Source organism: Cryobacterium algoricola, assembly GCF_004402485.1.
Taxonomy (GTDB): Bacteria; Actinomycetota; Actinomycetes; order Actinomycetales; family Microbacteriaceae; genus Cryobacterium; species Cryobacterium algoricola.
Genome location: NZ_SOFG01000011.1, coordinates 178176 through 192420, shown reverse-complemented (window position 1 = coordinate 192420; position 14245 = coordinate 178176). Strand labels below are relative to the sequence as shown.

At 68.8% G+C, this 14245-nt stretch carries 13 protein-coding genes; 11 read left to right on the top strand and 2 right to left on the bottom strand.

The annotated features are described in order from the left end of the window. Window position 1: 1 nt before the first annotated feature. The 6 genes from E3O44_RS07640 (at window position 2) to E3O44_RS07615 (ending at window position 5815) form a co-directional block, all read left to right on the top strand. Window positions 2-1777 (top strand): cation:proton antiporter, encoded by a 1776-nt coding sequence (locus E3O44_RS07640; RefSeq protein ID WP_134534091.1) that lies wholly within the window; start codon window positions 2-4, stop codon window positions 1775-1777. A 5-nt stretch (window positions 1778-1782) separates the two neighbouring features. Further along, on the top strand, window positions 1783-2562 hold the full coding sequence (locus tag E3O44_RS07635) for an SURF1 family protein (RefSeq protein ID WP_166792580.1): 780 nt from the start codon (window positions 1783-1785) through the stop codon (window positions 2560-2562). 9 nt (window positions 2563-2571) lie between these two features. Continuing rightward, complete coding sequence (locus tag E3O44_RS07630; RefSeq protein WP_134534087.1) at window positions 2572-3006, top strand: DUF3817 domain-containing protein; 435 nt, start codon at window positions 2572-2574, stop codon at window positions 3004-3006. Further along, the gene (guaA, locus tag E3O44_RS07625) at window positions 3003-4622 is read left to right on the top strand and encodes a glutamine-hydrolyzing GMP synthase (RefSeq protein WP_134534085.1); all 1620 of its coding nucleotides are present in this window, start codon (window positions 3003-3005) and stop codon (window positions 4620-4622) included. Before E3O44_RS07630 ends, guaA begins: the two co-directional genes overlap by 4 nt. A gap of 171 nt (window positions 4623-4793) precedes the next feature. Further along, window positions 4794-5003 (top strand): hypothetical protein, encoded by a 210-nt coding sequence (locus E3O44_RS07620; RefSeq protein WP_134534083.1) that lies wholly within the window; start codon window positions 4794-4796, stop codon window positions 5001-5003. Between the two features lie 149 nt (window positions 5004-5152). Next, a complete protein-coding gene (locus E3O44_RS07615) occupies window positions 5153-5815 on the top strand; it encodes a response regulator transcription factor (protein WP_198415888.1) in 663 nt (220 codons plus the stop codon). A gap of 149 nt (window positions 5816-5964) precedes the next feature. Here E3O44_RS07615 and E3O44_RS07610 read toward each other — a convergent pair whose 3' ends face one another. Both E3O44_RS07610 and E3O44_RS07605 read right to left on the bottom strand, forming a co-directional pair. Further along, window positions 5965-6771, bottom strand: coding sequence for a Bax inhibitor-1/YccA family protein (locus tag E3O44_RS07610; RefSeq protein WP_134534081.1), 807 nt, complete (start codon window positions 6769-6771; stop codon window positions 5965-5967). A gap of 77 nt (window positions 6772-6848) precedes the next feature. Next, window positions 6849-7424 (bottom strand): hypothetical protein, encoded by a 576-nt coding sequence (locus E3O44_RS07605; protein ID WP_134534079.1) that lies wholly within the window; start codon window positions 7422-7424, stop codon window positions 6849-6851. Between the two features lie 36 nt (window positions 7425-7460). Between E3O44_RS07605 and E3O44_RS07600 the strand changes: the two genes are divergently transcribed. The 5 genes from E3O44_RS07600 (at window position 7461) to E3O44_RS19185 (ending at window position 14235) form a co-directional block, all read left to right on the top strand. Beyond that, complete coding sequence (locus E3O44_RS07600) at window positions 7461-8489, top strand: glycerophosphodiester phosphodiesterase family protein (protein WP_134534077.1); 1029 nt, start codon at window positions 7461-7463, stop codon at window positions 8487-8489. Window positions 8490-8578: 89 nt separating this feature from the next. Further along, window positions 8579-11068, top strand: coding sequence for an ATP-dependent helicase (locus E3O44_RS07595; RefSeq protein ID WP_420897916.1), 2490 nt, complete (start codon window positions 8579-8581; stop codon window positions 11066-11068). Next, window positions 11068-12213: an FUSC family protein gene (locus E3O44_RS07590; RefSeq protein ID WP_241976152.1), complete on the top strand. Its 1146-nt coding sequence runs from the start codon at window positions 11068-11070 to the stop codon at window positions 12211-12213. Before E3O44_RS07595 ends, E3O44_RS07590 begins: the two co-directional genes overlap by 1 nt. 55 nt (window positions 12214-12268) lie before the next feature. Further along, complete coding sequence (locus tag E3O44_RS07585; RefSeq protein WP_241976150.1) at window positions 12269-13708, top strand: ferredoxin reductase family protein; 1440 nt, start codon at window positions 12269-12271, stop codon at window positions 13706-13708. After that, window positions 13705-14235 (top strand): FMN-binding protein, encoded by a 531-nt coding sequence (locus E3O44_RS19185; protein ID WP_166792579.1) that lies wholly within the window; start codon window positions 13705-13707, stop codon window positions 14233-14235. Before E3O44_RS07585 ends, E3O44_RS19185 begins: the two co-directional genes overlap by 4 nt. Window positions 14236-14245: the final 10 nt, after the last annotated feature.

The window sequence follows — 14245 nt, the reverse complement described above, 5'->3', positions numbered from 1 at the left end:
GATGAACCTCGGCACGGACCTGATCACACTCGGCATCCTGCTGGTCGTGGCCTATGTGCTCGGTCGCGCCGCAAAACTGATCGGCCTGCCGTCCATCCCGATCTACATGATCGTCGGCCTGTTCGCGAGCCCGTACACCCACTGGTTCCCGCTCGATTTCCACTCGGCCGACATCGAGCTCATCGCCGTCTTCGGGCTCATCCTGCTCCTGTTCAGCCTCGGCCTCGAGTTCGACCAGGAGGAGTTCTTCAACGACGCCGGGAAGCTGCTGCTCTCCGGCGGGTCGTATGTCGTGATCAACATGGGCATCGGCTTCGCCTTCGGGATGATGGTCGGCTGGGGAACCCGCGAGGCCCTCGTCATCGCGGGCATGACCGGCACCTCCTCGAGCGCGATCATCACCAAACTCCTGATCGAGCTGCGCCGCCTCGCCAACAAGGAAACGCCGATGATCCTCGGCGTCACCGTCGTCGGCGACATCTTCATCGCGGTGTACCTGTCGATCGTCTCGGTCGTGCTGAGCGGCAAGACCGAGATCTGGCCGATCGTGCTCCAGCTGAGCATCGCGTTCCTCTTCCTCGTCGTGATGTTCTCGCTCGCCCGCTGGGGCGGCCGGGTCGTGTCCCGCCTGGTCCGCACCAAGGACGACGAACTCTTCACGATCCTGTTCTTCGGGCTCGCCGTGCTCTTCGCCGGCATCGGCGAGATCATCGGGGTGACGGATGCGATCGGCGCGTTCCTGATCGGCGTCGTCCTCGGCGCGAGCACCTACCGCACCCGGCTCGAACGTGTCGCGGTCCCGTTGCGGGACATCTTTGCCGCCTTCTTCTTCCTCAACTTCGGCCTCGCGCTGCACATCGCGGAGTTCGGTTCGGTCATCCTCGTCGTGCTCGCGGCGGTCGTGATGACCTTCGTGCTCAACCTGATCTCGGGGATGCTGCTGGCCCGGTTGCACTCGATGGGAATCTCCGAGGGGCTCAATGCCGCCGCGATCCTGGTGAACCGCGGAGAGTTCACGCTCATCCTCGCGACCCTCTCGGTCGGGGCGGGCCTGAACGGCCTGCTCCAGCCGTTCGCGGGCCTCTACGTGCTCACCATGGCCATCCTCGGTCCGCTCTTCGCCGCGAATTCGGAACGGCTCGGCGCCCTGCTACCCGGTCGTCGCCGGAAGCGCGCGGCAATCCGGCCCGACCGCGACCCGATGCACGCCGAGGAGTTCCGGCTCGTCGACGCGGCGACAGCCGGCGCACTGAGCGACCAGGACGCGCAGCGCGCCGCCGCCCACCTCGGCGAACAGCCGCTGCCGCCCGTGCGGCCGGAGCCGCGGAAGCGCACGGACCACGACCGGCGCGCCGACCACGACGAGCGGGCGGAACAGGCCGAGCGCGGCGAGTACGTCAAGCACGTTGTGGACGACGGCATCGACGAACTCGACGGTCCGACGCCGCTGCCGACGCAGGGACGCCCGAACGTCGCCGCGCGCTCAGGCGCGAACCCGAATGCGAACGCACACCCGGACGCCGACGCCGATGCCGATGCCGATGCCGGTGCCGATGCTGTGACGCAGGCGCTCTCGCCTGCCGACGTGCACTCGTCTGTCGGCGTGGAATTGGACACAGATCCCGGCCCAGGCCCCGATTCCGGCTCCGGCTCCGGCTCCGAGTCCGGCCAGGCCGCAGACGCCGACCCGATGGCCGAATACGCCAAACGACTTTCGCGCACTCGCGCCCAGAGGGACAAGCCGGCACCCGACGCCGGGACAGGTGACTACCAATGATCCGCATGATGTTCCGCCCCCGCTGGATTCTCGCGCTCCTCCTCGCTCTCGCCGTCGCGGCCGGCTTCGCGGCACTCGGGCACTGGCAGCTCGAACGCGCCGTCGCATCCGGCGTGGTCGTGGAGCGGAGCACGGAGACCGTGAAACCCCTCGACGAGGTCGTGACCCCCGGCGGAGCTCCGCGCGATTCCGCGACCGGCCAGCTCGTGACCGTCGACGGCAGCTACGTGCCCGGCGACGAGCAACTGATCAGCAACCGTTCCAACGACGGGACGAGCGGGTACTGGATCGTGAGCCACTTCATCGTCGGTGCCAGCGGCGGCAGCAGTGCGGGAGCGAGCATCGCCGTCGCGCGCGGCTGGGTGGCGGCCGAGGCGGAGGCCCGGTCGACGATGGGTAGCCTCGCGGCGGCCCCCGCCAACCAGGTCATCACCCTGGCCGGCCGGTTCCTCCCCACCGAAGCCCCCGTCGTTCCCGCGGACGGCCGAGACCCGCACAGCATGACGACGGTGTCCACTGCGGCCCTGATCAACCTCTGGGCCGGCTTCGACGGCACCGCGGTCTACCCGGGCTACATCGTCGACGGGGCCGCGGCATCCGGTCTCACCGCAATCGATTCGCCCGCACCGCTGACGGATGCCTCCCTCAACTGGCTGAACATCTTCTACGCCGTCGAGTGGGTCGTCTTCGCCGGCTTCGCCGTGTTCCTCTGGTACCGCCTCGTGCGCGATGCCTGGGAGCGCGAGGAGGAGCTCCGCGAGGAAGCTCTGACCGCCGCCGGTTAGAATTGGCGCATGCCACTCGAACCCAGACCCGCTGATGTTCCCAGCATCCCGGGGGCGCTGAAGCTCTACCAGACCTCCTCGATCATCACCGGCGTCTTCCTGCTGCTGCTCTGCGCCGAGGTCGTCCTGAAGTTCGTCTTCCAGTACGAGCTCGAGCTGGGCGGTCCGTACGGGCTGCTCGTCCCGAGGGACACCGTCACCGCGTTCAACCTGAGCACCGCGATCCTGATCATGCACGGCTGGTTCTACGTGCTCTACCTGTTCGCGGACTTCCGGCTCTGGAGCCTGATGCGCTGGCCGTTCACCCGGTTCCTGCTGATCGCCCTTGGCGGCGTGATCCCCACCCTGTCCTTCTTCCTCGAGGGCCGCGTCGCCCGCGAGGTTCGTGCCTGGCTTGCCGCCAGGGCGCTTTCCGACGCCGAGGGTGCGGAGGCCCATTCATGACTTCAGTTGCCGACCCGACCGCGGTCGTGACCCCGACGGAGGCGTCCGGCACCGACCGCCCCGTTCTCGTGGTGGACTTCGGTGCCCAGTACGCCCAGTTGATCGCGCGCCGCGTGCGTGAGGCATCCGTCTACTCGGAGATCGTCGCGCACTCGATCACCGCCGCGGAGGTCGCCGCGAAGAACCCGGTCGGGATCGTGCTGAGCGGAGGACCTTCGAGCGTCTACGCCGAGGGCGCCCCGACCTTCGACCCGGCGATCTTCGACCTCGGCATCCCCGTGCTCGGCATCTGCTACGGCTTCCAGGTGATGGCGACCGCACTTGGCGGCGAGGTCGCCCACACCGGGCTCAGCGAATACGGCTCGACCCCCGTGACGGTCGCGACCGGGGAGAACGTCCTCCTCGCCGGGCAGCCGAACGAGCAGACCGTGTGGATGAGCCACGGCGATTCCGTCTCGCGCGCCCCCGAGGGCTTCGCGGTGCTTGCCTCGACCGATTCGACCCCGGTCGCCGCGTTCGCGAACGACGACCGCCGCCTCTACGGCGTGCAGTGGCACCCCGAGGTCAAGCACACCGAATTCGGCCAGGACGTGCTCGAGAACTTCCTGCACCGGGCCGCCGGGATTCCCGCCGACTGGAACAGCGGCAACGTCATCGCGGAACAGGTCGCGAAGATCCGCGCCCAGGTCGGCACCGGAAAGGTCATTTGCGGGCTCTCCGGCGGCGTCGACTCCGCCGTCGCGGCCGCCCTGGTGCACAAGGCCATCGGCGACCAGCTCGTCTGCGTCTTCGTCGACCACGGCCTGCTCCGCCAGGACGAACGTCGCCAGGTCGAGGAAGACTACGTCAAGGCAACCGGTGTGCGCCTCGTTACCGTCGACGTGCGCGAGCAGTTCCTCGCAGCGCTCGAGGGCGTCAGTGACCCGGAGACCAAGCGCAAGATCATCGGCCGCGAGTTCATCCGCACCTTCGAGCAGGCCCAGGCCGAGCTCATCAAGGAAGCCGCGGAGCTGGACGGCGACCCGATTCGCTTCCTCGTGCAGGGCACCCTGTACCCCGACGTCGTCGAGTCCGGCGGCGGCAGCGGCACCGCGAACATCAAGAGCCACCACAACGTGGGCGGCCTGCCGGAAGACCTGAAGTTCGAACTCGTCGAACCGCTCCGCACCCTGTTCAAGGACGAGGTGCGCGCGATCGGCGCCGAACTGGGGCTGCCGCCGGAGATCGTGCAGCGCCAGCCGTTCCCCGGACCCGGCCTGGGCATCCGCATCGTCGGTTCGATCACCTTCGAACGGCTCGAACTGCTGCGCCACGCGGATGCGATCGTGCGCGCCGAACTCACCGCCGCCGGCCTCGACGGGGTCATCTGGCAGTGCCCGGTCGTGCTCCTCGCAGACGTCCGCTCCGTCGGCGTGCAGGGCGACGGCCGCACCTACGGCCACCCGATCGTGCTGCGCCCGGTCTCCTCTGAGGACGCGATGACGGCCGACTGGACCCGCCTCCCGTACGACCTGCTCGCCCGCATCTCGAACCGCATCACGAACGAAGTGGATGGCGTCAACCGCGTCGTTCTCGACGTCACGTCGAAGCCGCCGGGAACCATCGAGTGGGAGTGACCCTCTCCCGGTGAAGTACGGACGAAGCACCCGCGTTGTCACAACGAGGGTGCTTTTTCCGTACCTCGGGAGACGGGGTCGTTCCGAGGTGACAGCTGTCAGGGGGAGCGGTGACAGCGGGTACTTCCCGCCCTGTTCCGGAACGCGGCGGCCCGTCCGCGTGTCGAAGCCGTGTACACCGGCGTCGACGGCTGGGCCGACGTGCCGGGCCGCGCCGTGTTCACCCGCGCGCTCGCCGAGCACTACCGGCAGTCCGGCATCGCGATGGTCCGGTTGTCCTGGCGGTTTCGCACGCGCACCTTCTCGATGAGCCGGGCGACCTCGCGCTCCCGGGGTCCGGACGAGCAATGGCGCGTGGAGGCCTCGTCGTCCCAGCGCTGACCGCTCCGTCTGTGATCGGGACTTCTCTGCACATTCTCACCCCGTTCGGGGGGGTTTTTCGACGCCAGGGTTTGCTAGAGTCCATACGCGACCTTCCACCTCGCAACTGCCGTGATCGCGGGCAGTCGACCGACGTGGGGAGGTACCGGATGAGCTTCGACCCCACCCAGCCCGCGCATCCTGCCCCGGCACCGGGGCCTGGCTCGCTGATCCGGGTGCTGCTCGTCGAGGATCACGTTCTCCTGCGTACGGCGCTCGTGGCGGTCTTCTCGCTCGAAGCCGATATCGAGGTCGTTGCCGCGATCGGCGACGGCGCTGAGGTCCTGTCGACGGTGCGCCGCACGGCTCCCGACGTCATCGTCCTCGACATCCACCTGCCCGGGATCGATGGCCTCGGGCTGCTCCCGCTGATCCAGGCCGCCGACCCGCGGGTCAAGGTTCTGCTGCTCGTGAGCCATCCGCGGCCCGGTGACGTCCGGCGCGCCATCCGGGGCGGCGCGGATGGCTTCCAGCACACGGACCTGGCCTCAGGGCGCCTGCTCGCCGTGATCCGGGAGATCCAAGCCGGCGAACGCGCGATCGACCCGCAGCTCGCGATCAACGCGATGATGTACGGCGAATCACCGCTCACCGCGCGGGAGACCGAGGTCTTGCTCCTCGCGGCCGAGGGGCGGAGCGCCCCCGAGGTCGCGCGTTCGCTGCACCTGAGTCCCGGGGCCATCCGGAATTACCTCTCGGCGGCATCCGCCAAGCTCGGGGCGCGCAACCGGTCAGAGGCGATCCGCACCGCGACGGACAAGGGCTGGATCTGAACCGGACTCCGTCGCCACGCCGCCCGCTTTAACGACGTGAAGTCGGTGATCTTCCCGACACACCCTTCATCCGGCCTGCGGATGCGGCGTGTCGCGAGAATCTCCGACTTCACGTTCTGTGCGGGAGCTCGCGCCCGCGCGGGTACTGCTTAGTTTCGCGAGATCGCGAAGAGGCGGAGCAGTTCGACGTAGAGCCAGACGACGGTGACCATGATGCCGAACGCGCCGGACCAGCCGTACTTGCGTGCGACGCGGTTGTTGACGCCGCGCTGGATGAAGTCGAAGTCGAGAACGAGCGAGTACGCGGCCATCAGCACCGCGAGGATGCCGATCGCGACGCCGAGGGGGATGCCGAAGATCTTCACGTTGCTGCTGAGGCCGAACGGGCTGTCGACGGCTCCGAAGGCGACGAGGCCGAAGTTGAGCAGCGAGAACACGAAGTAGCCGACCATCGCGACCATGAACACCTTCGTCGCGCGCTTGGACGCGCGTACCTTGCCGCTCGCGAACAGCGCGAGGGTCACGCCGACGACCACGAGGGTCGCGAGCACGGCCTGGACGACGACGCCCGGGTAGATCGCCTCGAAGATGTACGAGATACCGCCGACGAAGAGGCCTTCCGCCGCGGCGTAGCCGAGGATCAGGCCGGGGGACGGCTCCTTCTTGAAGGCGTTGACGAGGCCGAGCACGAGGCCGACGATCATGCCGAGGAACGGCAGGAACGGCATCGTCGGGGTCAGCAGCCAGGATGCGGCCGCCGCGACGAGCAACAGGGCGAAGCTCAGCGTGGTCTTCACGATGGTGTCTTCGTAGGTCATCCGGCCGGTGTCCTGTGAGCCTGCGGACGGCGCTTCGTAGATGCGCTGCAGGTCAGCTTCGGTCAGGCTGGTCGCTGCCGCTGATCCTTGTGCGGCAAAGGCGGGATTGCGCGAGAATGCGGGGTTTGAGGATGCCATGTTCCTAAGATCTCAATCAGGTCGGATATTGTCAACGCCGGGGATCCGGCAACGCGCCGGTGGGCGTTTCTGAGAGTCTATTCAGCCCTGCTGGGCGTCTGCCGAGTAGATCCTGAGGGATTGTCCCCGGTGTCACCCGGTCCGGCCGTTTCACCGGCCGGCGGCGGATTGAGCCGCGCCCAGCGCCGCTGCGCGAGCCACCGGGCGAGCCACGCCGAGGCGATCACGGTGACCGAGCCGGCCACGTCGCCGACCCAGTTCTGCGAGGAGTTGTGCAGCGACAGCTTGAGGATGAAACTCACCAGGACCGGGGCGAGCAGTACCAGGTAGCTGATGCCCGGCCGGTGCCGCACGAACAGCCAGCACGCGAGGAGCACGGCGAACGCGCCGGTGAAATCGGGTCCGGCCAGCAGCGTGAGCGCGGCGATCTCCGCGGGGAGGATCACCAGCAGCCGCCGCCAGAGCGCACCGGGCAGCGCGAGCCAGCCGAGCAACTGCAGGGCCGGACCGAGGGCGAGGAAGAAGAGACTGTACGTGCTCGTGAGGTTCGTCGCGGCCACGCCGAGCGCGACCAGGGAGACTCCGACGGTCAGGCGGGCGCGGTACACGCCCGGCGGGTGGCGCCGGGTGTCGGGTTCGCTCCAGAGTGTCATCGCTTCGAGTCTGCCAGCAGCGCGTATGGTCAGGGCATGCAACCGATCGTGATCGGTCACCGCGGGGCGAGCGGTTACCGGCCGGAACACACCCGCGGCGCCTATGAACTCGCGGTTGCCCTCGGCGCTGACGCGGTCGAACCGGACGTCGTCGTCACCCGGGACGGTGTGCTCATCGTGCGGCACGAGAACGAGATCTCCGCGACGACGGATGTCGCGGCGCACCCCGAATTCGCCGACCGCCGTACCCGGAAGGTCATCGACGGCATCCGCATGACGGGCTGGTTCACCGAGGACTTCACCTGGGCCGAACTGCGCACCCTGCGCGCGAGGGAACGACTGCCGGCGCTGCGCAAGGCCAGCGCGTCCTTCGACGGTCGTTTCCCGCTGCTCCGGTTGCGCGACGTATTCAAGCTGATGGACCGGGTGTCCAGCCGGGCGAGGCGCCCCGTCGGCGTCGTCGCCGAGATCAAGCACGCGAGCTACTTCGAGTCGATCGGCCTCCCCATCGACGAACTCTTCGCCGCAGAGGTCAACACCGCAGGCTGGAACGCGGGCGACGGACGACTCACGATCGAGAGCTTCGAACGCACCCTGCTCGACCAGGTCTATGCGCGCGGCATCTACGGAAAACGGATCTTCCTGCTCGAGGCGACGGGGAAGCCCGCAGACCAGGTTCGCCTGGTCGGCCGGGCCGCTCCCGACTATGCGGACTACCTGACCGACCAGGGCCTCTACGGGCTGAGCGGACTCGTCGACGGGGTCAGCGTCCCGAAATCGCTCATCCTCGAGATCGGGCAGGACGGGCACGTCACGGGCGCCTCGGACCTCGTCGACGCCGCCCACGCCGCCAACCTCGAGATCTACTGCTGGACCCTGCGCCCGGAGAACGTGTTCCTCGCGAAGACCTTCCAGCGCGGGCGGTTCCGCGCCGACTTCGGCGACTGGCAGACCGAGTTCCGCACGATCATGGGCACGGGGATCGACGGAGTCTTCGCCGACCACCCCGACCTCGCTGTCGCGGTCCGCGACGAACTCGCGGCCGAGGCCCGCGAGGACCGCTGAACCGGGCGGTATCCAGCTGAGCTTCGGTCGGTCACGCCGCCGGGCCGCCTCGGCCGGTGTCAGGGGCACCGCTTAGACTTGGAGGCGAGATGATGACGCCCTTCGACCCGGACAACACCCCCGTACGCACTCCTTCGGCAACGCCGATAATCCTCGACGGCTATGGCGCCGGTTATGGCGCCGGCCCCGGCGGCCCCGCCGGAGAGACCGGCCACCGGCAGAGCCCCCTGCTCGACGGGCTCAACCCGCAGCAGCTCGAGGCCGTCGAATACCGCGGGCCGTCCCTCCTCATCATCGCGGGCGCGGGCAGTGGCAAGACGAGCGTGCTGACCCGCCGCATCGCGAGCCTTCTCGAGACCCGGGAGGCCTACCCGAGCCAGATCCTCGCGATCACCTTCACCAACAAGGCCGCCGCCGAGATGCGCGAGCGCGTCAAGGTGCTCCTCGGCGAGGGTGCCGAGGGAATGTGGATCTCGACCTTCCACTCATCCTGCGTGCGCATCCTGCGCCGCGAGGCCGAAAGCGCCGGTCTCTCGTCGAGCTTCAGCATCTACGACTCCGCGGACACGAAGGTCACCCTCAAACGCATCATCAAGTCGCTCGACGCCGACAGCTACGGATTCACCCCCGGCAACGCCGCCGCGAAGATCTCCAAGCTCAAGAACGAGCTCGCGGACGTCGATTCCTACGCCCGCAACGCCAACCTCAGTGACCCGCAGGAGGTCATGTTCATCGAGATCTTCCGCCAGTACACGCAGCGGCTGCGTGCGGCGAACGCCCTCGACTTCGACGACCTGATCGGCGAGACGGTCTACCTCTTCCGCGCGTTCCCCCGCGTCGCCGCAACCTACCGGCGCCGCTTCCGGCACATTCTCGTCGACGAATACCAGGACACCAACCACGCCCAGTACTCCCTCGTGCGCGAGCTCACTCTCCCCGTCACGCCCGAGCTCGCCGACGAGCTCGAGGCGACCGGCGTGCACGTGCGCAACCTGCGCGAACCGAGCGGCGGCATCCCCGGTGCGTCCCTGACCGTCGTCGGCGACTCCGACCAGTCCATCTACGCCTTCCGCGGTGCCGACACCCGCAACATCAGCGAATTCGAACGCGACTTCCCCGGCACGAAGGTCATCCTGCTCGAGCAGAACTACCGCTCGACCCAGAACATCCTCTCCGCGGCGAACGCAGTGATCGGCCACAACTTCGACCGCAAGGAGAAGAAGCTGTGGAGCGCGGGCGGCGACGGCGAGAAGATCGTGGGCTACACCGCGTACAACGGGCACGACGAGGCCCAGTTCGTCGCGGACGAGATCGAGACACTGCACGGGGCGGGCATGGCCTATCGGGACATGGCCGTGTTCTACCGCACCAACGCCCAGACCAGGGCGCTCGAGGAGATCTTCGTCCGTGCCGCCGTGCCGTACCGCGTCGTCGGCGGCACCAAGTTCTACGAGCGCGCCGAGATCAAGGACGCCCTCGCCTACCTGATCTCCGTCGCCAACCCCGACGACGAGCTCGCCCTGCGGCGCATCCTGAACACCCCCAAGCGCGGCATCGGCCCGGCCACCGAGACCGGGCTCAGCAGCTTCGCCGAAGCGAACCAGATCAGCTTCCGCGAGGCGATGCGCGACTCCGCATCACTCGGACTCGGCCCGAAGGTCACCGGCGCCATCCTGCAGCTGGCCGGCGTGCTCGACGAGGCCGCCCTCAAGATCGACCCCGCGTATCCCGGCGGGCCGGTCAACGTCTCCGAGCTGCTGACCTTCGTGCTCGAGGGCAGCGGGCTGCTCACGGTGCTGCGCAACAGCCGCGACCCCCAGGACGAAGCGCGAGCGGAGAACATCGAGGAACTCGTCGCTCAGACGAAGGACTTCAACCGGGAGAACCCCGACGCGGGCCTCGTCGACTTCCTCACCCAGGTGTCGCTCGTCGCTGCGGCCGACGACCTCGACGACGCCTCGGGCACCGTCTCCCTGATGACCCTGCACACCGCGAAGGGCCTCGAGTACGAGGCCGTGTTCCTGACCGGGGTCGAGGAGGGGCTGCTGCCCCACCAGATGTCGGCGAATGAGCCCGGCGGACCCGCCGAGGAGCGTCGCCTCTTCTATGTGGGCATCACCCGGGCCCGGCAGCGTCTCTACCTCTCGCTCGCGATGACCCGCGCCCAGTTCGGCGAGATCAACGTGGCCATGCCGAGCCGGTACCTGCAGGAGATCCCGGCCACGCTGATCGACTGGAAGCAGTCGCCCGGCATGGCCAATTCGCGGAACGGCACCCAGTCGCGTGCGCTCAACCGTCGCGACGGTTTCGGCGGCGGCTTCAACTCCACCCGCAGCGGTTTCAGCGAGCTGCCGCCCGCCCCGAAACCGAAGACCGAGTGGGCGAACACCGTCACCCAGGTCCGCGACAACGGCGACCTCGAGCTCGCTGCCGGCGACCGGATCCGGCACTCGAGCTTCGGCGACGGCCGCGTCAACCAGGTCACCGGCGAAGGCACCAAGCGGGTCGCCCATGTCCAGTTCGACACGGCGGGCGCAAAGAAGCTCCTGATCAAGATCGCGCCGATCGAGAAGATCTAGTGCCGGGAGCGCTCGCTCCCGAGATTCCGGAGACTCCAAAGATTCCGGAGACTCCGGAGACTCCGGAGACCCTCCTCGCCCGGCTCAGGTCCCTGCGCGCACTCGACGTCGAGGTCGCGCTGCGGGCCAGCCTCGCCGTGGCCATCCCCCTCATCGTGCTCATCATTGCCGGGCGGATCGACTGGACCGCATACGCATCCTTCGGGGCGATGACCGCTCTCTACGGCCGCGGAGAGCCCTACCGGCTCCGGGCGCGCACGATCACGATCGCCGGCGCCTTCCTGCTCGGCAGCATCGCGCTCGCCCTCGGCGTCGCCGTCGCCGGGGCCGGACTTCCGCTCCTCGTCGGCGGCCTGCTGCTCGTAGTCATCGGCGGCATCCTCGTTGCGACGACGGCCGGGCTCGTCCCCGGTACCCCGCTGTTCTTCGTCTTCGCGTTCTCCGTGTGCGCGCAACTGCCGACTCCGCCCGGCGAGGTCGGCGAGCGGATGCTCGTCGCCACCGCCGCGGCCGTGCTTGCCTGGCTGCTCACCATGTCCGGCTGGGGCCTCCGCCGGATGTTCGAGCCGCATTCGACCGGCCTGTTCAAGGACCTGCCGCGCGCTCCGCGGCTTCGCCCCGCCACCTACCGCGACCCGCAGGTCTGGCTCGTGATCCTGCAGAACGTGGTCGGCGTGCTCCTGGCCGGTGGCCTCGCCCTGATCGTGGGCATCGGGCACCCTTACTGGGCCGTCGTCGCCGTCGTCGCGGTGCTGCCACCGCCCCGGGCAGCCCACTCGATCTCCCGCGCGGTGCACCGCGTGGTCGGGACCGCACTCGGCGTGGTGGTGACCGGTCTCGTGCTGCTGCCTGGGCCATCCGTCGCCTGGCTCGTCGTCGTGATCACGGTCAGCCAGTTCGGCGCCGAGATCCTGGTCGGCAAGCACTACGGTGCCGCTCTGCTCTTCATCACCCCGCTCGCGCTCTCCGTCGTGCACCTCGGCAGCCCCGTTCCGGTGCCTGCCCTGCTCGTCGACCGGGTCGTCGAGACCGCACTCGGGGCCGGGGTCGCGATCCTGCTCGTGCTGTTGTTCCGGTTCGGGGCCGGAGCCGCCGCCCAGCGTCGCGAACATCGGGGACCGACGGAAGCGCCCAGCGGCTCATAGCCGGTTCATAGGCTATCGAAAGCCTCCGCATGGGAGGTGGCCCGATGCTCGGAACATGAGCCTCGACACCAGACCCCTGCTCCTCCAGCAGCGTCTCCCCGAGACGACGCACATCCGCCGTCGACCCGCCCCGCGCGTCAACCCGAACTACCCGAGACGGATGCGCCTCGCCGACACCCTGCAGGTGCTCTGCATCGTCTCGGTCGCGCTCGCCGTCGCCCTCTTCCTCAGCTCCGGCGGGGCGGCCCGCTTCGGCACCCTCGCGGACACGCTCACCTCGATCGGCATCGTGACCGGCCTCGTCGGCACCGACCTGCTCCTCGTGATGCTGCTGCTCGCCGCCCGGCTGCCCGCGATCGACCGGGCCTTCGGCCATGACAGCGCCATGGCGTTGCACCAGTCGCTCGGCAAACCCGCCCTGTACCTGCTCTTCGCCCACGCGGTGTTCCTGATCATCGGCTACGCACTCTCGAGCGGGGTGAACGTGTTCGCCGAGACCTGGAGCATGCTCACCGGGATGCCCGACATGCTCCTGGCCTTCATCGCCCTCGGCCTGCTCGTCGTCGTGGTCGTCACCTCGCTCGTCATCGTGCGCCACCGCCTGCCCTACGAGGTCTGGCACATCGTGCACCTGCTCTCGTACGTCGCCGTGCTCGCCGCGCTGCCGCACATGCTGACCGCGGGCACGGTCCTGGTCGCCGGTTCGCCGCAGTGGTACTACTGGCTCGCCCTGTACGTCGGCGTGGCCGGATCCGTAGTGGTCTACCGGGTGGTGCTCCCCATCGTGCGGTCGCTGCGCTCCCGGCTCGTCGTCGCCGGCGTCGACCGCGAAGCGCCCGGAGTCGTGTCGATCCGGCTCTCCGGACGCAAGCTGCACCACCTGCAGGCGAGTGCAGGCCAGTTCTTCATCTGGCGGTTCTGGACGCCCGGTCAGTGGTGGCAGGCGCACCCGTTCTCGCTCTCCGCGGCGCCAGCCCACAACTCCCTCCGGGTCACGGTCCGCGCCCTCGGCGACGGCTCGACCGACCTCGCCTCCGTACCGGTCGGCACCCGGGTGAGCTTCGAGGGCCCGTACGGGCTGTTCACCGACCGGGCCAGGACGAGCCCGCGGATCGTGCTCGTCGCGGCCGGCATCGGGGTCGCCCCGATCCGTGCGCTCCTCGAAACGGCGACCTTCGCGCCGGGGCAGGCGACCGTGCTGCTGCGCTCGCACTCCGTCGCCGACAGCTACCTCGTCGAGGAGATCGCCGAGCTCTGCCGCCTCCGGGGTGCCGAGTTCCGCATCATCACCGGCACGCGTGCCCCCGGAGCCCACAGCTGGCTGCCCGGAGACGCCGTGAACGCGCGGATCTCCCTGAACACCCTCGTTCCGCTGCTCAGCGAATCGGACGTCTACATTTGCGGTCCACGGCGGTGGACCGACGAGGTCGTGCGGGATGCCCGCTCGGCCGGACTCCCCACGCAACAGATCCACTTCGAAAGGTTTGACTGGTGAGAAAACGAGCAGCGGCTGCGGCCGCAACAGCGTCCCTGTCCGTACTGGCCATCGGCTGGCTGGTCGGCACGCCGGCCATCGCCTCCCTGCAGGACACCCTGGGCGGGACCGCGACGGATGCGACGGTGTCTGCCGCAGCATCCGCCCCCGTCGCGTCGACCCCTGCGGCCGCGGCAACCGCGACCGCCACCGCGGCGCCGGCAGCGACGGCGACCCCGACCCCGACGGTGACCCCCGCGGCGGCCGGAATCACCGGGACCTTCACCGGCTCTGTCGTGGCCACCCGGTTCGGCAATATGCAGGTGTCGGTCACCCTCGCCGACGGCACGATCACCGACGTCACGGCGCTCCAGCTGACCGACAAGGACTCCAGGTCGGTGCAGATCAGCAACCGCGCGGCCCCCGTGCTCAAGGCCGAAGTGCTGAAAGCCCAGTCCGCCGCGGTGGCGAATGTGAGCGGCGCAACGTACACGACCCAGGGGTACCTCACCTCGCTGCAGGCGGCGCTCGACGCCGCCGGGTTCTAGCCGCGGGCAT